The 23,710-nt window shown below is 44.4% G+C and carries 16 protein-coding genes and 1 riboswitch; all 16 genes read left to right on the forward strand.

Features of this window, described 5'->3' with window-relative positions; all coding sequences use genetic code 11:
- Nucleotides 1–124: 124 nt before the first annotated feature.
- A complete protein-coding gene (locus BROSI_RS08600) occupies nt 125–2,044 on the forward strand; it encodes a DUF6519 domain-containing protein (RefSeq protein WP_052563352.1) in 1,920 nt (639 codons plus the stop codon).
- 152 nt (nt 2,045–2,196) lie between these two features.
- A complete protein-coding gene (locus tag BROSI_RS08605; protein ID WP_157842454.1) occupies nt 2,197–4,695 on the forward strand; it encodes a choice-of-anchor X domain-containing protein in 2,499 nt (832 codons plus the stop codon).
- Nucleotides 4,696–5,073: 378 nt separating this feature from the next.
- A complete protein-coding gene (locus tag BROSI_RS08610; protein WP_052563354.1) occupies nt 5,074–6,018 on the forward strand; it encodes a hypothetical protein in 945 nt (314 codons plus the stop codon).
- 44 nt (nt 6,019–6,062) lie between these two features.
- Nucleotides 6,063–7,247, forward strand: coding sequence for a S8 family peptidase (locus BROSI_RS08615; protein ID WP_052563355.1), 1,185 nt, complete (start codon nt 6,063–6,065; stop codon nt 7,245–7,247).
- Between the two features lie 415 nt (nt 7,248–7,662).
- Entirely contained in the window at nt 7,663–9,114 is a 1,452-nt protein-coding gene (locus BROSI_RS08620; protein WP_052563356.1) for a hypothetical protein, read from the forward strand.
- Between the two features lie 287 nt (nt 9,115–9,401).
- Nucleotides 9,402–10,298, forward strand: a complete 897-nt coding sequence (locus BROSI_RS08625) for a thermonuclease family protein (protein WP_052563357.1) — start codon at nt 9,402–9,404, stop codon at nt 10,296–10,298.
- 661 nt (nt 10,299–10,959) lie between these two features.
- A riboswitch (cyclic di-GMP riboswitch) is annotated at nt 10,960–11,071 on the forward strand.
- Between the two features lie 89 nt (nt 11,072–11,160).
- Entirely contained in the window at nt 11,161–12,279 is a 1,119-nt protein-coding gene (locus tag BROSI_RS08630) for a radical SAM/SPASM domain-containing protein (RefSeq protein WP_082059125.1), read from the forward strand.
- Nucleotides 12,280–12,531: 252 nt separating this feature from the next.
- A complete protein-coding gene (locus BROSI_RS08635; RefSeq protein WP_052563359.1) occupies nt 12,532–12,930 on the forward strand; it encodes a hypothetical protein in 399 nt (132 codons plus the stop codon).
- 129 nt (nt 12,931–13,059) lie between these two features.
- Nucleotides 13,060–14,982: a M4 family metallopeptidase gene (locus BROSI_RS08640; protein ID WP_162183229.1), complete on the forward strand. Its 1,923-nt coding sequence runs from the start codon at nt 13,060–13,062 to the stop codon at nt 14,980–14,982.
- A 50-nt stretch (nt 14,983–15,032) separates the two neighbouring features.
- Nucleotides 15,033–15,974 (forward strand): C1 family peptidase, encoded by a 942-nt coding sequence (locus tag BROSI_RS08645; protein WP_052563361.1) that lies wholly within the window; start codon nt 15,033–15,035, stop codon nt 15,972–15,974.
- A gap of 117 nt (nt 15,975–16,091) precedes the next feature.
- Nucleotides 16,092–17,843, forward strand: a complete 1,752-nt coding sequence (locus tag BROSI_RS19825; RefSeq protein WP_157842456.1) for a M43 family zinc metalloprotease — start codon at nt 16,092–16,094, stop codon at nt 17,841–17,843.
- Between the two features lie 109 nt (nt 17,844–17,952).
- Entirely contained in the window at nt 17,953–19,071 is a 1,119-nt protein-coding gene (locus tag BROSI_RS08655; RefSeq protein WP_200891726.1) for a zinc metalloprotease, read from the forward strand.
- Between the two features lie 76 nt (nt 19,072–19,147).
- Nucleotides 19,148–19,537, forward strand: a complete 390-nt coding sequence (locus tag BROSI_RS08660) for a hypothetical protein (RefSeq protein ID WP_052563362.1) — start codon at nt 19,148–19,150, stop codon at nt 19,535–19,537.
- A gap of 97 nt (nt 19,538–19,634) precedes the next feature.
- Nucleotides 19,635–21,446 (forward strand): flavin monoamine oxidase family protein, encoded by a 1,812-nt coding sequence (locus BROSI_RS08665; protein WP_052563363.1) that lies wholly within the window; start codon nt 19,635–19,637, stop codon nt 21,444–21,446.
- A 114-nt stretch (nt 21,447–21,560) separates the two neighbouring features.
- Nucleotides 21,561–21,863, forward strand: a complete 303-nt coding sequence (locus BROSI_RS08670) for a hypothetical protein (RefSeq protein ID WP_157842457.1) — start codon at nt 21,561–21,563, stop codon at nt 21,861–21,863.
- Nucleotides 21,864–21,900: 37 nt separating this feature from the next.
- Nucleotides 21,901–23,628, forward strand: coding sequence for an alpha-amylase family glycosyl hydrolase (locus BROSI_RS08675; RefSeq protein WP_052563365.1), 1,728 nt, complete (start codon nt 21,901–21,903; stop codon nt 23,626–23,628).
- Nucleotides 23,629–23,710 lie beyond the last annotated feature (82 nt).

Below are 23,710 nucleotides of genomic sequence, written 5' to 3' on the forward strand. Positions count from 1 at the left end.
CACGTGTAAGACTTGGGCACAAAGATTATGCATAATAACATCTATCGCTCTTAATCTCCAAGAGGACAGATGACACTTTAGACCGGATTATTCAGAGAGTGTTTTAAAAAACGAGGATAAGACTATGGGCGACTTTTCAAGAAATACCTTTAAACTAACCAATATAATGCATCAATTGATTACAGGAGAACCAGTTTCGAATCCCACACATTACGTAGGCATCAGACTTCAGCAAGGAGTGCCTGTGTTAGATGCCGACTGGAACGAATTGGAAGACATTCGACGGATGGAACTTCTGACCATGATCCGTTACTTTATTGGCAATGGCGTCCCCGCTGGAAATCAGGGATTTCAAATTTTATCAACGAGTGGACAAAATAACTTTTCTGTAGCTGCGGGAATTGTCATAGTCGATGGCCTTTTGGTAATCAATCAGAACATCACAACATACCAAACTCAACTTAACGTGGCAGGACTTCCCGCCCTGACAACCCCGGTTGCCGACCGCACCGATATTGTTTATTTAGATACCTGGGAAAAGGAGGTCAAGGGAAGTGGTGGAGGAGGTGATCCCCGCCTTATTGATAATCGCATTGGTATTGAAACGGCGGTGAGGGTTAAACGTGAATGGGTTGTGCGTGTTAAAGAAAACGCCAACGACCTTTCTTCGATCGTCAGGGAGAAAGGACACAGCTACTTGCCTTTGGCCCGACTTAATCGCCGGGCAGCAGTGGCAGTTATTACTCCGGATATGGTCATTGATATGCGAAAAACCGGCATCACGCTCGCGGAGCACATCAAAGTTCCGCTTTTTGTCCAAATTGGTCTAGAGATGCTGGATGTCGCCCGTTTTGTTGTGATGCTGACAGGACTGAGAACCTCACTCTTCGCAAGACTCCGGCAGGGGCAATTGCCGCATCAGACCGCTTCGGTTCAGGATGAAAATATTTTACTCGTCGCCTTGCAGGAAGTTATGAACCGCGCCCACATCGGTGAAGTGCAAACTGCCTCCCGCAATATGGACAATCAGGATGCCTTACAATTTATACGCAGTCTTTATGATGCACAAAAAGACTTTCTTGGTGTTCTGGAATCCATAGGTAACGTTGCGAACGCTGCCCAGGCCTTTATCACCCAGTACCGCAAATATTTGGATGGAAGCACAGCGGATTTTATCAAGGGTCTAAAACTAGCCCTGGATAATCAGGATTTGCTGGCAGCAGTTATCGCTCAGGAAGAGCTCAACAGTTTTCTTTCAGCGCCGGTTACCAATCTGCCGGAAGGAACTGTAAACGTATTTTATAATTCGGTTATTCCTTTTGAAGCGCTTGCAGCGGGCTCGACTTATGCCTTCACTTTCGAGGTGGAGAGCCAGGTGACTTCTCCTTTAGGGAGTGAAGAATTTGGTATCCAGGTAGCCATCTCTGCGGCTTCGTGGACTTCCACAGTAAGTCAAAATAGCGTGACTTTAACCAATCTGGGTGGCAAGACAAGTGTTGCTGTTTCTGTGACTCCAAACGCAGCCGAAACACAGGCGATCCTCACAGTAACAGCCATTGCGGTTCGTAATCCTCTCATCCGCTCGCCGCAACCGGGAATCCCGCTCCAAATCGGGGTAGAGCCGCCTGTGGGAACCTTCTTTTTCTATGCGGATACACGTCTTAACGCTCAGGGTCAGCTTGAGATTCGACAGAACCATTTGACCCGAACGACAGGACGTGACATCCTGTTCAAGATCAAAAATGATAATTCCAGTGAAATTCGTACCTACCGTATTAATCATTACATCAGCCCGAATGTCGCAGATACAACCGGTTGGAGTCCGCTTCAGGCATCTCCCACTACCCAGGATGTACAGGTGAATCCGAATACGACTACTGATTATTTTGCCAAAGTCCATGGTCCTAAATCTCCGGCACCACCCCCTCCAATAGGAACAACCGGAGAGATTATCGCAACTGCTACGCTTATTGAAATCAATGGCAGTCCGGTCGTGGGAGGCGCTACCGTGGAGAATCGAATTAATTTTATAGTCATTGCGTAATCATTTTATGGAGAACAGACATGAAAGCTCAAATGCCAAACCACTTGCAGTTCAGTTTGCATCTTCAACGGCCATATTGCTTGATAATTTTTCTGCTCTTATTTTTGACACTGCGAAATGTTTTTGCGGATCAGCCAACGGCAGGATGTCCTTTGGCAGCTGTTGGGGGCGCAGGTGCGGCGAATGATTGCTATACTGTTACTCCACTTTCTGGTTCTGTGACCATTGATGGTATACTTACCGGAATAGAATGGACAGGCGCCCCTTCCAAAGACCTCAGCACCGCTGGCTTTCAAGCAAAAGTGCGTTTCAAAAGGAGCGGAAACAATCTGTATTTTTTGGTTTCGGTTAACGATACAGGTTTTAACGCTTCTGATCGGATTGAACTTAATTTTGATCCTTTCCATAACCATGCCACTACTACTGATGATATAACATTTCTCATTAAACGCGGCAATGCAGATCACCAGAAAATCTCTGGGGGCGGTCCTCCCGTAGCATGGGTGCCTGGAGCAGGCCTGGACATCGAAGATGGCTCTACCGGTGGCGCACCACCCGATTTTGCAACAGGCTGGGCTGCGGAAGTAACGATTTCAGCGAGCGATTTGGGGATGTCCGACTTGTCGGTAATTATGGGGTTTTCCTTATTGGTTACAAACCAGGACACCAGTGATCAGACTTCGTGGCCTGACCCTTTTCCAGCATCACCGGCAACCTGGGCAAATCTGAAGACCCGCTATCCAATCGAGTACATGATTGTGCTGGATCAGTCCGGCAGCATGCTTGATCAAAGTAAATGGGATAATGCCAAAAAGGCCGCTAATTTTATGGCAAACGCTATGGCGATTCTTCGTGATGCAACGTATTTTGAGGATAAAATTGGTGTGGTGACGTTCTCCTGGAACAATGCCGCTAACGCAGATCAAACAACGATTCCAAAGCCACTTGCTCCGGTTCCGGCCTTTCCTTTGGGGAACTATGCCGATGCTCTGCCCGCAGTTTCGCCTCCTCTGCCCAATTATTACACGCCGATCGGTAAAGGTCTGGATGCGGCCTTTACTGCCCTGGGCACAGGGGTAGAAGAGACACAAAGGGTGGCGCTTTTTCTCAGCGATGGTCTGCACAACCGGCCCGTAACTGATGTACCACTCCAGCCGAGTCACTTAAACTATGATCCTTGTAATGGAGTGGCCGTCTGGGGTGTTTGCCCGGCAGGAACTGATCATCGGATACAAGTGAATACGGTTGCCTTAGGTCAGGATTGGGGGGTTGATACAGCGCTTTTGACGAATATCAAAAACCGGTTTGCCGGTCAGCAATTTGGATCGACATATACCATTACCACAAACGTTGAAGATTTGAAGGAGTTCTTTATTCAGTCTCTCGACGACCTTTATCAAATGAACATGGCTTCTTCTGGTCCTGGTGGCACTGAATTTAGTGTTAATGCAGGTGAACGTAAACTCATTGTCATTCTTTCATGGACAAATCCTGCAGGCGCTGTAACTTTTAACCTGCAGCAGAAAGTTAACCCCGGTGACCCATGGAACAATGTCGCGTGTAATGTTTCTGCGGTGGAGAATGCCACGGTTGGCTACGCCATTTGCGTTGTCAACAACCCACCAGCGGGGACCTGGCGTGCCGTTGATGGAATGGGCAATCCCTTAGCGACGGCGGATCGTCAGTTCGTTCTGCTTGATCTTAACCTTCGAGCCAGATTCGCTATTGATCAAAAAGTACATGGAACAGGTCTGGACATCATTTTGACCGCAGATCTGGATGAAGCCGGCGTTCCGGTAACCCACGATCCGGTTAACCGCCCGGTTAAGGTAACCGTTACTATCAAGCGGCCGGGTGAGGGTTTTGGGACATACGTTTCGGTGCGCACCCCTGATAATTGTGAACCGCGTCCACCGTCACTTCCACCCATTCGCAGGGATATAGATTTGATTAAAACAGGTTTAACGATGGGCGTCTTCACAACCGCGGTTACCCAGCCGCCAAATATAGATGTAAAACCAGATCGTTTTGCGAAAATAGACTCACTCTTTAAACTGTGTAATAAAGAGGGTCTGATTTTTATTGAAGATCCTGGCATAGAACTTTACGATGACGGTACGCACGGCGATGTAACACCAAATGATGGCATTTATACCCTGCAATTTTTGAATACCCAGTATGAAGGAAGTTATGTCTTTCGATTCAAGGCTAGTGGGGTTTCTCCATCAGGAAGCCAATTTAGCCGGGTAAAAACCATAGCAGAGTATGTACGGGTTGAGGTTGACCCAGGTCAGACAATTTTTGATGTCCGCATCTATCAGCAAACCGGCAATCTTGTGCTCAAAGAGTACTATGTGATACCCCGTGATAAATTTGGCGGGTATCTCGGACCCGGCTATCCTGATCAAATTCAATTCTACGCGACAGGTGGCCAGTGGGTAGGCCCGGTTATCGATTATAATAATGGCATTTATTCACAACTGCTCAGTTACGACCAAACTCAAGGGCAACCAGAAGTGACCTCGGTAATTCAGGGTAAACCAATTAAGCTCAGTGGACCAGCCATTCCCTGCTGGTGGATCTGTTTAATTATCATAATTATTTTATTACTTATTATTGCATGGTTGATCATTCGTAAACGAAGACCCTAATGGTCAGGCTGGGAGCGAGAATGAAATTATTTTGAAAGGTGGCGCTGGGAAAAAAGCGGCGTCGGATCTCAGGTTACTGGCGCAAACTCTTGACGAAAATCTGAAGAAAAACCAAAGGTGACACTCACGATCTCCGGATAAGGCTGATACCTTGATTGTATAGGAATTTTCATTTTGTTTATGCGTATTTCTGGAATATGTGGTAACCGATTAGGTATTTACTTACATAATTGGCGGAAGACCTTCCTTTCATCCCCTCTTTGCGAAGGTGGGGAAAGAGAGGGGGTTCTACTTTAATAGAAACCGCTCCAGGCGCGGAGATCGATCGGAAGATGATATACAAAAGCTGGACGGGTGGAATCATAAAGGTTAAAAAACGTGGAATTTCAACAGGTAACCAAAACAGACCAACCAAATAATAAAAGGGAAATGCATCCTTCCGCTAAGCAGGTGTTGCCAACTCGGACCCAGGCCCACCCGCTTTTGCAACCCCAACGAGCGATTGGGAACCAGGCTATGGGGCGCCTGATCCAGGCCAAACTCAGGATCGGCCAGCCCAATGATATTTATGAGCAGGAAGCAGACAGGGTGGCGGAGCAAGTGATGCGGATGCCGGAAAATTCAGTTATCAGTGGTCAGCCGTCAGATGTCAGCAAAGAAAACAAATTCATTCAAATAAAACCCATCTGCCCCTTTTCAAACGGTTCCTCGTGCGGAGAAGAGGAATCAATTCAAACAAAATCTCTTTCGTTAAGTATAACCCCGGTAGTTCAACGTCAACCAATAGAAGAGGGGGAAGAAAAACTTGTGCAAGCCAAAGGACTGCCTGGTCAGGCACCCAGAGATATTCCACAAATTATAACCCGCATCAATGCGCTCCGAGGTACCATTCAACGCCAGCCCCAACCGGAACCGTCCAGATTTCCCAATTTTCCGGGATTCCTGGAGGCGATGGAAAGAAACGTGGGAGAGAATCTCTTTAACTACGGGCATCATTTGTATCAAATTTCGGTCTTGTATCCCGATCGTCCAGACCTGTTGAAGGAATCTTTTGCCAGGTACGCACTGGGACGAAACGTGCTGGAAACGGGATTCACCTTTGCCGGATTTGAGCCAGGCACAGCAGAAAAGCTGAGTCTGGGAACTGGCATTCTGTTTAAAGGAATCAACTTTCTCAGGGAAGGCGAGATTGTTCTCGACTTCCAGTTCGATATTGGTCATGGCCTGAAACTGGAAACTAACCTTGATCTGGCGGTAAATCCGGATGGGTATACAGAGGTCAGGAAAGTCGATGTCGGTCTGGGGGTAGTTGGACGCTTTTGAATGGGTGAATTATCATATGATTATTTTAAGAAAGGAGAAATATTATGAAAGAGAAACACATTGTCTTACGGACCACTCGTGAAGCTACTCGTGACGTATTCCTTGGACCACTCTTGCAACCACGGGGAGTCGAATCAATCCCCGCAGGATTGTCAGTCGAGGTCGAGGAGATTGACCGAGGTAAAATCCTAGCATTAACTCGCAATGCCGATGTCCTCGCTGTTGCTCCTTCTTTTCCGATGAGGCTGATTACTCCCTTTGAAGATCAAGCCATCGCAAGGCCTGCCGTCGGTGAAATTGCCTGGGGTGTAAAAGCTGTAGGGGCTGATACATCGCCTTTTACCGGAGATGGGGTCGTAGTTGCTGTACTCGATACGGGTATCGATGGTTCACATCCTGCATTTTCGGGCGTGAACATCGTTCAGAAGGACTTTACAGGCGAAGGCAACGGTGATCAGCATGGGCACGGTACGCATTGTGCCGGCACCATTTTTGGCAGAACAGTCGATGGCATACGAATAGGGGTTGCATCGGGAGTAAAGAATGCGCTGATTGGTAAGGTGCTTGGTGCGCAAGGTGGATCGAGTGAACAGATCGTCAGCGCTATCCAATGGGCCGTAGAGAATGGCGCCAATGTGATTTCCATGTCCCTGGGCATGGACTTCCCGGGCTATGTTGAGTGGTTAAAAACACAAGGTTTTCCCTCCGAATTGGCGACCTCCCGAGCACTGGAGGGCTACAGGGAAAACGTGCAATTGTTCGAACGACTCGCTTCGCTTATACGAGCCCAGGGGGCTTTTTTACAGGCGACTATCATCATCGCAGCCGCAGGCAATGAGAGTCGAAGGGATGAAAATCCAGACTTCGAGATTGCGGTCAGCCCGCCTGCTGTAGCCGAGGGCATCATCTCAGTCGCTGCCCTTGGCCAGGGAGACAATGGCTTCACAGTTGCGGCATTTTCGAATACCGGCGCCAATGTCTCAGCTCCGGGTGTTGGTGTTCTTTCTGCTAAGCTCGGAGGTGGGTTAAGTTCGAAGAGCGGAACCAGTATGGCTACTCCCCATGTTGCCGGTGTCGCTGCACTATGGGCGGAAAAGATTAAGAAAACTGGAGTGCTTACCGCCTGGCAACTGACCTCCCGGCTGATCGGCACAGCAATTACCGATGGCCTAAGTGGATTAGATCCTTTTGACATTGGTGCCGGCTTGATTCGCGCTCCTCAAGGTTAACCGTCGATCTTTTGATAATCCTTACAACGTAACTATTCAAAATAAAGTGTAAAATTTTAATAGGGGTGAAGCATTTGTAAAATTGCGTGAGAATGTATGCGCTCTAGAACAGGAAAATGCTTCGCCCCTATAATAGCCAACATTGTTTTTGGGTAACTCCCTTTCAACTGTACTTTAATAATATAAATTTTACGAATTATTTCATAGCTATAGATAATTAACGCGGTTTTAGATTTGCAATCTGAACCCTTCGTTTCAATCTAATCCGATATCACGAAAAGATCTCAAATACTTTAGATAAGGGAATTCGAGATGACGAATTAAGTTTTGATAGAGGGGGAATTGAAAAGTAGATTATGGGCAAGTGAATTTATCAAATAGAACTCATGAAGTGTCTCTATCGGGAGAATAAGCTATGCCACAATTATTTGATGTGATCTTTGATGATTTGAGGTCGTGCAAGAAGCATGTAAACCGCCTTCTTGGCGCAGGTCTCCTGTTTGCTTTGATTGCCCATTTCTATGTAGTGGAACCTTATTTTGAATATAAAGAGCAAGAGCCCAGATTAAAAAAATCATTAGACGAAAAGAAACTACAGTTTGATCAACTATCAGGCCAGTCTGAGCGCATTACAAACCTGAGCAAAAATATCAAGACGAATCAGACTACTATTGAAAATAAGATAAGGGATTTTCCCCAACATCTGAGAGGGATATTGTCAGATCTTTGGAATGTATTTCTTTCTGAATTATCTCCAGACACATCTAATCGATCAACACAAATCCAACAGTCAGCCCCTGTACAACAATCAATTAATATCCAGAGACCTGCAAAAGAAAGAGAAAAACTGGAAAATGATTCGAATATGCCCTTTCCTGTCCAGCAATCAATGCAAATTCAGCAATCCAGGTTTATCAAGATTGGGGATTTTTCCTTACCATCCGGTATTACTACATTTAATGATGGTGTGCACTGGTATATTGAGACATGGTTTAATAATTTACTCAATGAAATTAGGGAAGGAATCGAGGAACCAATCAAGCAAGCAAACATAACATCGGACATGGTTGGTGATATTGATTTACAGAATATAACTCAGCAGGGAATTAAGGATATTCAAAAGTATATCGATAGAGTTGAAAAAGAAAACCCGAATTTTTGGCGGAGTTATTCTGGCCCGAGAGGTAAGTTAGATGTAGCTCAAGAGCTTCAATATGAAGTAAAAAAGTCATTTGGATTGCTTGGGGATAAGATTAATATGCTCGTAGGAAGGTTAAAAGAGGCCGTAAAAGCGCAAAAAGAAGAATTGGATAAGATGAATAATGATATGACGAAATTGCAGGATAGTAAAGATAAATTAGACTCCCGGCTTAGTTCGCTTGAATCGCCGTTTGGACGGATTCCTGCGGATCTTCCAGACCTCATCAAGTTATTTCCTATCCTTATGGCAGGCTTGATGGTGGCTGTTACGGTTACTCTTCAAAAGAGCGAGGGTTTATATTCAATACTTTGGGAGGAATATAAAAAGAATGCTAGCGAAGTTGATGCAAAAGTATTTCAGAGACAGACAGATTGCTGGTATTTGCCACCTTACCCGAGCCTTTTTCATCCTATGGTATTAGTAATTCTCATGGCCATCATTATAGGTATTTTCGTTCGTGCCTGTTTACTCGTCATCTCAGAACCTGGATTATTTGCTTCATTGACTGGTGAAGCCCAATCTCTCAGAAGAAATCTATTTATAGGTACCTATATAGCCGGAGCCTTTGCTATCCTTGGTTGCTTATGGTTTGTCGGGAAGATATTTATAAGAGATAATCGTTCACAACAGAGTATGCAAAGTGCGCAAGAGAAAAAGCTTATTTAACCACGGATGAGCATTGATAAGCATTTATCAAAAAAATTTCAATTTGGGTCTTCTTCGATTTGTGTGGGTGAAACCGTAATAGGTTCTCAAGAATATGAACGCCGTGATAGAGGCAATACAATGCGTGGTTGAAAAAAGAGAAAAGGGAAAAATTCTTTCTTGATGGATAAAGCGGGAAAGTAGAACCATAAACAATATGCAAGCATTTCAATAATATAGGCGAATAGATACACCGTGTGTTTTTGGAAGGGCGTTAATGTTATTTTGAATAAAAGGAGGTCTTTGCGATGGGATTAAAACTGAGTGGCAATTATGAAATCATCGAGGTAATAGACGGAGACACAGTGAAGGTAAAACTTGATGGAAGCCTTACCAACCTGAGAACTCCCTGTACTGATACTGAAGAGACCAAAAACAGTAAACCCTTAAAGCCTGTAACCCGTTTTGGCGCCAAAACAGTTGAATGGGCAAGAAAATGGTTCCGGGATAGGGGGAATAGAGCAGAGCTTGAATACGAGGCTGATTATAAAATCATCGATTTCTTTAATCGTCCTTTGACTTATGTGATGGCGGAAAATGAAAACTATAATTTAGAGGCGGTTCGATGGGGATACAGCCCTTACTTTCAAAAGTATGGCTATGCGCGTGGTTACCATGACGCTTTTCTGGAAGCCGAAAGGGAGGCCATGCTCGAAGGGAGGGGGATTTGGGACGATGCAACCCATGCGGGGGATGCCACGCGACCCTATCACCTGCTTAAGATGTGGTGGGAGGTACGAGCAAGGTACATCCAGGCGGGCAGAGATGAAAAGAGGGATAACAAAAGGCTTATATTCCTTCCTGATGGACTGGATTACGAGGAGGCGATGGTTGCTGCAAGGAGTGAGGAAGAGAGGGTTGTTTTTGGTGAGATAAGTAATATAAGAGGCGCAGGATCTGGTACGGCCATCGAGCTATCGGTTAAGCTTCAAAAATATTTCTATTTATACGTATTTGAAAATAATCCCCGGCATGACAAAATTATTAATTATCTTCGCATCCGGCATTTGGGTGACCCTTCGGATATTCCCAATGGGCTTATGAAACAGAATTTTGTTTTCGTAAAGGGTGTGTTTAAGTTGTATAACGGTCAACCGGAAATAATTGTAAACGATGTAGATCAAATTAAGGAGGAGCCTTTTTAGCCCCTCCAGAAAGATAAATCCTAACGAGAGAAATACCGGCAGAAAGGACTAAAGTGTCACCCATCTTAACAGGTGGTCCGGGAATGCAGAATTACAAAAATTCGGATGTTGGTAGAGAGAGAAGCTTATGTCATGGGAAATCAGGAAGATGTAACATTTCAGAGATTGATGTTACAGAGATGTTGCAAAAAGTGTAACAGTATAACCCTTCTCGAGAACTCTCTGCCGTGATAGCTAGTCCATTGATTTTATGAGTCCTCCCGGCATTTCAGTTTTATTTATGCATTCAGTTGCCTTTTTGTTATCTGAAAAAGTGTAACATTTTCCTGTTACACTTTTCATTTGGCAGTGAACGGATGAAGATCCCTATGGGGACGAGAACCCTTTATTTATTGGCAAATTGAGGAGGCAAACTTTTACCAATCTGCTATGGAATCGAATTTGCGCCTCAGTTGTGCATAGATTCAGCAAATTACAATAGCGCCCTTCCCTGTCAGCCTTGATGGAAGCAAAGTGCCTTAACGTGCGGGGCGTTTACATTAAAATGGCAGATAAAATTCAGCCTTTGCTGGATTTACTGAAATGAACAAAAATATATTTCAGAAAAAGTCATTTTTTCAATAGTCGAGTGGTCCAATAACGTAACGTAATTTTTAAAACATATCGATAAAGGCAAACCCAGAGTCATCTGGGGACGCAAAGTAAAGGGTCTTGCTAGCCGTTTAAGCGGTTTAAACAGTTTAAACTGCTTATGAGACAGCCTTACTGCCGAAGATGTTTTAATGAACATCTTTGCAGTAAGGCTTTTTTATTTTCATTTGAATGACGTGTAATTACCTGGTAACAGGGAAGGGAATTTACAATGAAATATACACTATGTATTACGCAACAATGTAATATGCGATGCCAATATTGTTACATCGACAAAAGGGACACGAGGATGTCCCTAACCATCGCAAAAAAGATTATTGATTTCGTCTTTAAAAATACTCCTTCTGAAGAAAAGATTGACATCGGTTTCTTCGGTGGCGAACCGCTTCTTGAATTTGAGCTTATGAAAGAAATAACTGAATTGATAGAAAATCATCCATCATTTAAAAATGCATTGGTAGAGCTTACTGTTGTAACCAATGGGACAATTTTTTCTGATGAAATAGCTGATTTTTTGAATGAACACAATATAGGATTCTGCTTAAGTTGCGACGGTCCTCCATTTATACAGGATACTTTTAGGATCTTTTCAAATGGTAAAGGAAGTTCAATTGATGTTACGAACACGATAAAGCGCGCAAAAGAGGTTCTCTCCTCCGTTCTTGTTAATGCGGTTTATCATCCTGAGACTTTTCAATATTTACCTCAAGTTGTGGAATATCTTGCTTCCCTTGGACTAAAGCGGATCTATTTAAATCCTGATTTTTCGGCGCCCTGGTCGAAAAAAGAGGCTGAATTACTTCCTGAAATTTATGGTCAGATATCAAGACAGTATATTGATTATTATCTTCGGCAAAAACCCCATTTTATCAGCTTAATTGACAGCAAGATAGCCGCCATTTTGCGCGAAGGATACAAACCTCTTGAACGCTGCAGAATGGGAACCGGAGAGTTCGCCTTCACACCTTCTGGAAATATTTATCCCTGTGAGAGACTTATCGGCGCAGACACGGGAAATGGACACTGTATCGGCAATATCACCGATGGGATAAAGAGAGAGCGAATGTTTTGCAAAACAGAGCCTGGCAAAGAAATCAACGCCGAATGCCTGTCGTGCAGTCTGAAGGATTACTGCATGAACTGGTGCGGCTGCTCAAATTATTTTTCGTCTGGGTATTATAACCGGGTAAGTCCGTTCTTATGCGCTTCAGAAAGAACTGCAATTATTACTGCATTTAATACCTTCCAGGCCCTTGAGGAGAAACTTGGATCAGTCTTTTTTTACAACCTGATAGAAGCACATACCGCTAACTGCGTGACCGGAGAATAGAATGAAAATTTACCGTCATGCTTCTGTAAGAAGCATCAAAGGCCTGGAAGGGTTTATAAAGGCGAATCACCAAAATAGAATAAATCATTTTCTGGTAAAAGGAAACAGTATGAAGAATGGTCGCCCTCCTCCGCCGGCTTGAAAGCGCTCTATCTGTTCATCTATAAACAATGAAGAGTTAAGAGGTATTACATAGTTTATACATTTTCTTTCTGTATTCAGTAAGTGATATACTTTATGGAGGATAAAACAATGGACGGAATAAATCCTTTCTTAGTAAGACGATGGATATATGGGATACCAGCGCCTATCTGGCTTAAAAGTATGGATCTGATTGGAAAAACTATAGAGGAATATAAACTCAAGCCTGTGCCTATCGAGTCACTCATGGCAGAAAATCCTTTTACTCCACGGAATATTGTGTCAGGAGAACAAGAAAAAGCCCGTTTACGTCCCTGGCAATGGCCTGGAGGAATCAGGATAGCCCATTTGCATTATAGAGGTGATGTCTATCTTCTCAATGAGAGCCAATGGAAAAATTTTTCTGTAAGTGTTATTCGGGACTTTCAGAATAAGCTGGCTAACGTAAAAACTGTAGGTTTTGAACAAGTTGTGGAAATATCCGAGGCGGTAGATGGCGTTGTTACTTAAGTATTGCCCAGGAAGTTGGAGGGAAATGATATCCCTCCAACTTTTGTAAAGATCGAAATCAAGAAGGATCTTTATAAAAAGATTATGAAAACTTTTGACAATACGACGGAGTATCCAAGGAGGACCATTATGAAAAATTTTGTTCCGAGGGTGATTGTAATATTTTTTGTCTTGTGCCTCCGGACTGGGACATCTGTTTCCCATCTATATGCCCAGACAGACCGGCAACTGGCCGTAATCAGTCAATTAAAGCAGATTGATCCAACGATTAAAATCCGATGGGATGATAAAACAGGCGCTCCGGTTCGATTGGCCGGTAAACTGAGTGAAAAGATTGATGCTGATGCCAAAGAAATCGCAATCCGTTTCTTCAAAACAAATAAGGCTCTTTTCCATATGACTGATACAGAACAAGAGCTTACCATTCGGGATGTAAATAAAGACGAGCGCGGGTGGGAACATGTGAAGCTTCAACAGATTTATAAGTCGCTTCCTGTTGAGGGAAAGCAAATCTTAGTTCATATCAACAGTAACAAAGAAGTTCAGGTTGTAAATGGGCATTATTTACCCAATATTGATGTAAACACTTCACCTTCGATCCAGAGTTCGGATGCTATTACTGCTATATTCAATGCGGCCAAACGGGATTTAAAACTTAGGACGGAACCTGTGCAGGAACCGAAAGCTGAATTAATTGTATACAACTATAATGATAAAACACATTTGGCGTGGAAGGCACGCCTGAAGTCTGAGGATCCCCTCGGGGAATTTGTTTACTATGTGGATGCCCATACGGGTGATGTCATCCATTTTTATAATGATCTCCAGTTCGTGTTAAGTCGTAAAACGTACGATGGTAAGAACGGAGCAGCTCTTCCGGGAACTTTAAAGCGATCGGAAGGAGATATTTCTGTAGGTGACGCTGCACTTGATGCAGCCCACGAAAATGCCGGTACCGTTTACAATTATTACAATAACAATCATGGTCGTGATAGCTACGATAACTCAGGCGCAATCCTTAGATCAACAGTACATCATAAAGAGAAGTTTAACAATGCGTACTGGAGTCCTTTTGAACAACAAATGGTATATGGAGATGGTGATGGAACCGTTTTCTCTCCATTATCACAAGCTTTGGACGTGGTGGCTCATGAGTTAACCCACGCAGTTACAGGAAGAGAAGCAGGGCTAATATATGAAAATCAATCAGGGGCATTAAATGAATCTCTATCAGATATTTTTGGGGTTTTGATTGACCCGTTAGACTGGATGCTTGGCGAAGACATTTTTACTCCCGGTACCCCCGGAGATGCCCTTCGGTATATGGATAATCCTCCACGTGGTAACCAGCCCGATCATATGGATGATTTTGTTGTGCCTGACTCGAATGGAAGTAATTTAGATAAGAGATGTTATGATTCAAATGACAGATACAACGGATGTGTGCACTTCAATAGTGGCATACCAAACAAAGCTGCGTATCTTATGTCCGAGGGGGGAACACATCATGGGATTGCTGTTCAAGGTATGGGACTCTTCAATGTGGGTAAAGTTTTCTATGAAGCGCAAATTAACTGGTTGACTTCCAATTCTGACTTTATGGAGGCACGAGAGGCCACTTTAGATGCAGTGGCGGTTATTTTTCCAGGAGACACGCCTAAATACATTACAGTTCAGAACGCCTGGGCTGCTGTTGGAATTGGCAATCCAAACGTTGAAGAGGTTGTTACGCAGCTTGAGATAATTACAGCTCCTCCCCCGCCAACAAATGCCTCTATCGGCAGTCCAGGTGAAAAAGACATCTTTGGGTTTACGGTAGTTGCCGATGGGCAATATACAATAGAGACAGGCGGGAAAACAGATACCTATATGTCTCTGTTCGGTCCCAACAACAGAACAACCCTGGTTGCTGAAAATGATGATATTGGGGGGAACAATGTAAATTCACGGATCAGTAAAGTTCTCACCGCCGGTAACTATTTTGCAGAAATCAGGCACTATTCTTCGACTGGTGTGGGGGCATACACAATTAAAGTTCAGGCGGGACCTTAATTCCTGCAACAAAATGTCTCGAAATTTATACAGGAAAGGAGTCATCTCTTATGGCAATTCTTCTTCGAAATCGTCAGGTAAAGCCTCCGGATTTGAATGTTACCGTTGGTACAGGCTGGCTACCCCCAATTTATGACCGTAGGGATTATATGGACACGCATCCGCAAATTATCCCACTTGTTCAAAAATTGATTTTTCCAAAGAAGACCAACGCATCCCTGGCAGCATCACTCCCCCCGGCAGTTGATCTAAGACAGTATTGTTCCCCGATAGAAGACCAGCGGCAACTTGGGTCATGCACCGCCAATGCAGCAGTTGCGGTCATTGAGTATTATGAGAATCGGGCTTTCAATAAGTACAGAGACGGATCGCGCCTCTTTGTTTACAAAAATACAAGAAATCTGATGGGAGTTACTGGTGACACCGGGGCATGGCTCCGAAATACCATGGGCGCTCTGGTTCTATGCGGCGTGCCGGACGAGAAGTATTGGCAGTATACCGATGTTGACCCTGATTTTGATCGGGATCCATCACAGTTTGTTTATGCGATAGCGGATAATTACGAGGCATTACGATATTTTTGTCACGACCCGCTGGGCAAAAATGTACCGTATGCAGATGTATTGGCCAGTGTCAAAAAATATCTCGCTGCCGGTATTCCATCGATGTTTGGGTTTTGGGGTTATCCGTCATCCTTCTCCGGCGATATACCTGGGGCGTTTCCGCTACCCGATCCAAGTGAGCCAATTAGCTGGGGGCATGCAATCGTAGCTGTTGGATACGATGACACTATCGAGATCAGGAATACCCAATATCCAAAGATTAAATCTAAGGGCGCATTTCTTATCCGTAATTCCTGGGGCACTGACTGGGGAAACATTGGTTACGGCTGGATTCCCTACGAGTATATTCTTCAGAATATTGCCATGGACTTCTGGTCATTAATAAGGATGGCTTGGGTGGATACGGAACAGTTCCACTTTCAGGATTAATAACCGGCAGGAATTATTTTGAGGAAGCTTTTTTCGCAGTTTACTCAAAACAAAAGTCTTTTCTCAAAACTGAACAAAATTTTTGCAACGATATTTTTCTGAAGGAGGATTCTTCACATGAAAAGACCAACACTTATTTTAGGCATGGCATTTTTTTCTCTTTTTGCAATACCGCTTTTGGCATATTCACCTGGAATTTACGCACAGGAAAAGAAAAGGATTTGTGCAACCATGGAGGTCCATGAAAAACTCCTGAAGACTATTCCGGCTTACAGAGATAGCCGGGCAGCAATTGAGAACCTTACAAGAAGTTACTTACTCAGGGAGGTCTTACGGGCAGAAATAGTGAAAATACCTGTAGTTGTTCATGTGGTATATAATACTCCTGAGCAGAATATTTCAGATGATCAAATCAAGAGTCAAATCCGTGTCCTCAATGAGGATTATAGAAAGTTAAATGCTGATGTATCCACGGTGCCATCGGTATTTCAGCCTCTAGCAACAGATTCGAAAATCGAATTTGCCTTTGCTTGTAAAGACCCCGAGGGAAAACTTACCTCTGGTATTACAAGAACAAAAACAGATGTAGCATCATTTACCTATGACGATGCCGTTAAATTTACGGCAAAAGGGGGAAGGGATGCCTGGCCAAGGGATAAGTATTTAAACATATGGGTGTGTAACCTGGGGGGCGGTCTCCTGGGCTATGCTCAATTTCCAGGAGGCCCGGCAGACACGGATGGGGTGGTTATCACCTATACGGCATTTGGCGATACCGGAACAGCTGTCCCCCCGTTTAACAAAGGAAGGACAGCGACCCATGAAGTCGGACACTGGTTAAACCTGTTTCACATTTGGGGTGATGATTGTCCCGGTGGTGACCAGTGCGGTGGCTCTGATTCTGTTGGTGATACACCCAATCAGGAGTGTTCCAATTATGGTTGTCCTGCCTTTCCACATATAAGCTGCAGCAATGGTCCGAATGGGGATTTGTTCATGAACTATATGGATTATACGGATGACGCATGTATGGTGATGTTCACGAATGGGCAATCGGCAAGAATGGATGCCGCCTTGGCTGGGCCAAGGTTGGCCATTCAAAGCTCAGATGGGTTAATCTGTCCTGATGATGTGAAGGCAAAGTTTCGGTACGAAATAAAATTCATCTGCGGAAAGTCCGATGGCAAGGTTGTGGCTCCCGGGTTATATTGGACCGCCATTAATGTGGGTAACCCCACTGACAAAAATGTCATTCTGAAAAAAAGATTTTCTATTGCCTTGCCGGGTGAGAAGCCTGGTCCCGTTTCTGATTTATTTAAGGCCAAACTCGGCCCCTATCAGGCATTTGAAATCGATAACAGGGATATCTTTGAACACACCCGTACGAATGCAGATTTTATCAAGGGATTTGTAGTCATCGAGAGTGAGGTTGAACTGGAAGTAATTGCAGTATACACAGCTGCCGGTAAGAATGAGCAGGTTGAAACGCTCGACGTTGAACATGTTTTGCCGAGGTGTCTTGGAATGAAAGGTTGCCCTGATTTGGTAGTCGAAAAGATCGAAAGGCCAGAGTGGGACGCCCAAAACAAACGTTCGGTAATTCGCGCCACCATTAAGAATATTGGTGATGCCCCTGCCGGTTCTACCGTAGCCCGGTTAACCGATACAAGCTCGGCGTGGGAACCAATTACTACTGCCGATGCTCCCACTCCGGCGCTAGGACCCGGAGATACCGCAACGGTTACCTTCTTTTTGCCATACTGGGTTTATAATCCCGATGCCGATCTTGAGGTAAAAGCAGATTACAAAAATGAGCTTTCAGAATGTAGTGAAGATAATAACGTCAAGGAATTCCATGAGCTAGGTTAACGATAAAAACAGTAAGGCAGTCGGGTGCAATCGTCAAAAATTCGGAAATGAAGACGTTCCCGTTTTTTCTGAACTGATGGTCTCAACCTTTTGAGAGGAGGTTTTTGGGATGAAGATGAAAAGGTCTTTCTTGATGTCAGGCATGATCGTTTTTTGTTTAATGGTAATGTTGTTTATTGTATATTCATCCGGGATTTACTCCCAGGAGAAGAAAAGAACCTGCGCAGCCATGGAAGTTCATGAAAGACTTATGAGAACCGTTCCGGCATACCGGGAAAACCAAACGGCAATTGAGAATCTCACCAGGAATTATCTTCTTCGGGGGGTATTGCGAACCGAAGTAGTGAAAATCCCTGTCGTTGTTCATGTCGTCTATAATACCCCCGAACAGAATATTTCGGATGGGCAAATTAAGAGTCAAATCCGTATCCTCAACGAAGATTACAGAAAGTTGAATGCCGATGTATCCTCAGTTCCGTCAGTATTTCAATCCCTGATAGCGGATACGCGGATAGAATTTGCCCTTGCTTGCAGGGACCCCGGCGGTGGTTCTACAAACGGTATTATAAGAAAATCAACAACAGCAACAGGATTTGGTTCTGACGATACAGTGAAATTTTCCGTCAGCGGTGGAAGTGATGCCTGGCCAAGGGACAGGTACTTAAACATATGGGTATGTAACCTGGCAGACGGTCTCCTGGGATATGCTCAATTCCCGGGAGGCCCGGCGGACACGGACGGGGTAGTAATTGCCTATACGGCGTTGGGTGATACCGGAACAGCAGTCCCTCCATTTAACAAAGGGAGGACGGCTACCCATGAAGTTGGGCACTGGCTTAACCTGCGCCACATCTGGGGTGATGATTGTCCGGGCGCAAACCAGTGCAGTGGTTCTGACTTGGTTGATGACACCCCTAATCAGGAATGTATGAATTACGGATGTCCTCCCTTTCCACATAGCAGTTGCGATAATGGTACGAATGGGGATATGTTCATGGACTATATGGATTACACGGATGATGCTTGTATGGTTATGTTCACCAACGGCCAGTCTGCAAGGATGGATGCTGCCATAACCGGACCGAGATCGACCATCATGAGTTCAGACGGATTAAAGTGTCCACCAAGTGGTGGTAGTTGTGGCCAGGGGTCGATAACAGCCATGGCGTTTATCCTAACATTGTATGGAATAGGAAAAGTACGGAAAAAATCCATCAAAACAAAATAGTTGCATATAGTATATTGGAGGCGGGCATGCAGAAGGTCGCCCTCTGCATGCCCCTTTATAAGGAATGAGTCGAACCATGAAGATTACAAAATCATTACTCCTTTTTTCATTGCTGTTCTTTCATGTCCAAACGGTGCAAACTATGGGAAGCAATAACGGTCTTCCTAAGGAGATTTTCAGGCATTGGGTACATTCTTACGAAGAAGATACAAGAGAGGCAAAGGTTTTCAGACCGGGCAATTATAATTTTCCCAGGTCTAGAGGCAGATTTGGATTTGAGATAAAAGAAAATGGAGAATTTGTTCAATATGGCATAGGTCCGGCAGATCGTCCGGCCCGGATTTCCGGGTATTGGAAAGCTGAAGGAAAAGACAAAATAAATGTCTATTTTGAAGATAAAGAAAGCGCGTCATATGCGATAAACATTATTTCATGTACTGAAGATGTTTTGATGATAAAAAAGTGAATATCATATTCATCCTCAAATGTTAACGATTTCCTGCATCGCGTAACATAATGTTGCGAAAGAATATGAAAATCGCTTCCCTGGAAGGAGGCATCATATGCCTGATCATTTTGATTGTATAGTTTTGGGTGCGGGTATTGCGGGTGTTACAGCCGCCAGAGAACTGAAAAATGCCGGAAAGAGCGTCTTAATACTTGAGGCATCAAATCACGTCGGGGGGCGGATGTGCTCAAAGGACGACTTCGTGCTTACTGATGACGGTGGCGCCAGAAGAGACGGATTCCCGGTTGAGGAAGGAGCTCATTTCATACATGTTGATGATGACCCCTATAAAGAGTTCTGGGCGGAGATAAAACGCCAGAAATTCAGACATGAAAAGTACTCCAAATTCAATCATGTTCGAGTCGCTTTTCCCGGAGATCCGGATCCAAACTGGAGTTTACCCCAACCGGCTACGTGGGCGCATACGTATGACCAGAATTTGTTTGAAATGGGACTGAAAAATTCCGGGCTATTCGGAAAGATTAAAAACTTTGACATTGCCAATGGTGATCAACCGGCAAAAAAATTTGTTGAGTCAATAAAGTATCAGGGAAAAGGGCACGATATGGCATTGTATGCTGTTTCGTCCCATACACCAGGGATATTGGCATTGGACGACTTGCCTGCCAAGCTTTGTCCGCCGAATCATACGGGTGACCCATACTGTAAATCTGTGGAAGACAACATTAGCGTTGCAGGGCTAACCTTTGATAAAGTACCCGATCAGCTCCGCGAAGAGCTTTATGAGTTCAAGATGCTCGGCCCTGATAAACAAAGATACGGTTTTGACCGGCTGCCTAAAGCTATATTGAAAGAATTTGAACAGGAAGAACCTGGTAAAATCAAAGGAAATATCCTTTATGAACATGAGGTTACTGGTGTAGAAAAAATTGAAAAAGGAATCAGGATTAAAACAAGAAATGGGATGGAATTTACCGCGGATGCTGCGATTTGCACCTTTTCTGTCGGGATGCTCCTGCATAAGGGAACTCATATTTTTGGACAGTTCTTTCCTGAAGAAAAAAAGAAAGTTTTTAGTATCATAAAACCAGGGCCAATTGCCAAGTTTGTCATGCAATTCAGGGAATGTGTGTGGGGGTATGATCATAGAACGAACGATAATAATATGGCCCTTTTAGTCAATCCAACCGGGCATAAACAAAAAGAAAATCCTCAGCCGAGGACTTTCTTCACGTCCTTTCCCTATCTGGAAAATGGTCCCTACGTTCTTACCGCCTTAATGATGGGAGTTGATTATTTAATCATAAAGAACATGAGTAATGACAAAATGGCTGCCGAGTATATATTCAGGCGTATAGAAGAAATATACAACAGGAAAGGTCACTGGGACTGGAAGGAAAAACTGGTCTGGAAAAGTAATGATGAACCAAACGTTTACCGCAAGGACTGGGGGGCAGATACATGGTCAAGGGGTGGAAATTCATATATTGGTTACAATGAAGGAAAGAGTATTGAGGAGATTAAAAATGTCCGAGAAACTTTGAAGAATCCACTCGAAACACTCCCTGTTTTCTGGGCAGGGGAAGCTACCGCCCCGGCATACAACAATCAATACCAGCCTTTATCGGTCCACGGGGCTTATATCAGCGGGATAGAGGCTGCCAGGGATGTAGTGACGTATCTGGAGAATCCTGATGACAAATCTTCCTTCAAAAAATATTATAATGAAAAATATAAGAAAGTTTCTGCAGAAAAAGTAATGGTTGCTGTGCCTCATACTTTGAGTATTAACCTCAGAAAAAAAGAGTTTAAAATCATCGAAAAGTATGCAAATAAGCATACGAATGGAGACATTGGTCTTGCTGTAGAGGATTTGCTGGACTATGCTATAAGGGACCGGGGATGATGTTTGATAATGCAAGTACTCATAAAAACAAGCGCCTTTGTGCAACCTCGCACAAAAAGGAGGGCTGTATTTGGGCAAGAGCAGTCTGGGTTTTGCGAAGATAAGGAGGGGAAAATGAAGATTGAAGAATTCTTGCAAGAGGAGAATGGCGGTTTTTCATCTACCCGGTTAGCGCTTTTGCTATGGACGGTAGGTGTGCTTGTGATTTGGATCGTTAACAGCGCCAGGAGTGGCACACTTCAGCCTATTGATAGCTCTGTAATAACAATCATGGGGATATTGATGGGAGGTAAAGTTGTGCAGAAATTTGGCGAAAAGCCAGATTCTGCCGGAGGCGCATCAAAGAGCGGTGGTAAGGGGAAAGCTGATGAATCTAACAAAGAAAATACGGGAATGGATAAAGTTGGAAAGTCATAGAAAACGTGGTTGTGTGCATATCAGGGAGGATTAGGTTATGGCAAACAAAATTACATCGGTAAGGGAACTGGATTTCAAACCACGGGGTAAAGTCTTTCCTTCACCTCGCGACTGGCGGGATGTGTTTGTCTATTTTCTGCTGGTGGACCGGTTCGACAATAATCAGCAAAATCTGCCCGCTTATGACCCTGCATCTGCTCCCAAGGGGCGGGATCCTGAACAGGGCAAGGTATTCCAGGGAGGAAACATCAAAGGCATTATCCACCGGCTGGATTATATTCGGGGGCTTGGCAGCAACGCGATATGGCTGAGTCCTGTTTTTAAAAACCGTCAGGAGAAAAACGATACCTATCATGGGTATGGTATCCAGGATTTCCTTGAGGTAGACCCAAGGTTTGGTACGAAAGAGGATCTGCAGGAACTGGTCAGGCAGGCCCACAAAAAAAATATGTATGTCATTCTGGATATTATCATCAACCACACCGGAGACAACTGGGCGTATCCGGGTGATTTTCCCTTTTATTTTTGGAAAGAAGCGCATGGTCCCTTTGATTTCGGTTTCTGGCGAGAGGTTGATCCTGTGCCGGGATTTCAGGAAGACGATGCCGTCTGGCCCGAGGAACTTCAGCGTCATGAGTGTTATAAGAGGAGGGGGCAGATCAGAAATTGGAGTGATCCGGCGGAGGCTATCAACGGCGACTTCCTTAGTTTGAAAGAGCTGGATATCAATCAACCCGCCGTGCTGGATACCCTCATTAAAGTCTATAAATACTGGATTGCTATTACCGACGTTGATGGGTTTCGGGTGGACACGGTAAAACATATGGAATCGAGCGAAACCGCCATTTTCTGTAATGCGGTACGTGAATATGCCAAGCGCATTGGTAAACAGAATTTCTTCATCTTCGGCGAGATAGTGGGTGATGATTTGACCATACAGAGCTATATTGGCCGTAACAGCCGTGTCGAAGGGACGAATGAGCGCTTTCCCTCACTTGATGCCGCTCTGGATTTTCCTCTCTATTTTATCCTTGAAGAAACCATTAAAGGTTTTGTCAGGCCTTCTGCCCTGCGTGAGCGGTACGAGCAGTTCAAGACGCTGTACGCAGATCACGGGGAGTCAGGTCGTTACTTTGTTACATTCGTAGACAACCACGACCAGATGACCAGACCATACCGGCGTTTTATGCATCATAACTCTTACCCAGGACAGGCAGTTCTTGCTATCGGATATCTGCTAACCAGTCAGGGAGTGCCCTGTATCTATTATGGGACAGAGCAAGGTTTTGATGGTGGGGGAGATAATGACAGCTATGTCAGGGAATGCATGTTTGGCGGTCAATGGAGCGCTTTTGATAGCACCGGACGTCACTTTTTCAATCCGGAGCATCCGATCTACCGGGGTATTGCCAAGATATCTGCAATCAGGCAAGAAGAGCCGGCGCTGCGCTATGGGAGACAGTATTTCCGGGAAATTTCCGGGAATGGAAGTGATTTCGGACACCCCCTTGATGGCAAGTGTACGCTGGCATATTCAAGGATACTTGACAGCGCAGAGATCCTTATCGCTATGAACCTGGATACCAGTTTCCGGAATGATTTTGTTACTGTAGATGCAAATTTGAGCCCGTCGGGAGTGAAGATGGTCAATTTATTGGGGCCCGAAAAGCAGGTGACTATAAAAGTGACAGGCTCAAGGCATGCCGTCAGGATTCCACTCGACGGCCATGAAATGGTTATCTTGAAACGGCCAGAATCCTCCTGACCTTAAGAGGATTCATCAACCATTGCCCATAAGGTGTTTGGGATATAGCCAAAATAATTGAAGGTTAAGAAGACCGTAACTG

This window comes from Candidatus Brocadia sinica JPN1, assembly GCF_000949635.1.
GTDB classification, from domain to species: domain Bacteria; phylum Planctomycetota; class Brocadiia; order Brocadiales; family Brocadiaceae; genus Brocadia; species Brocadia sinica.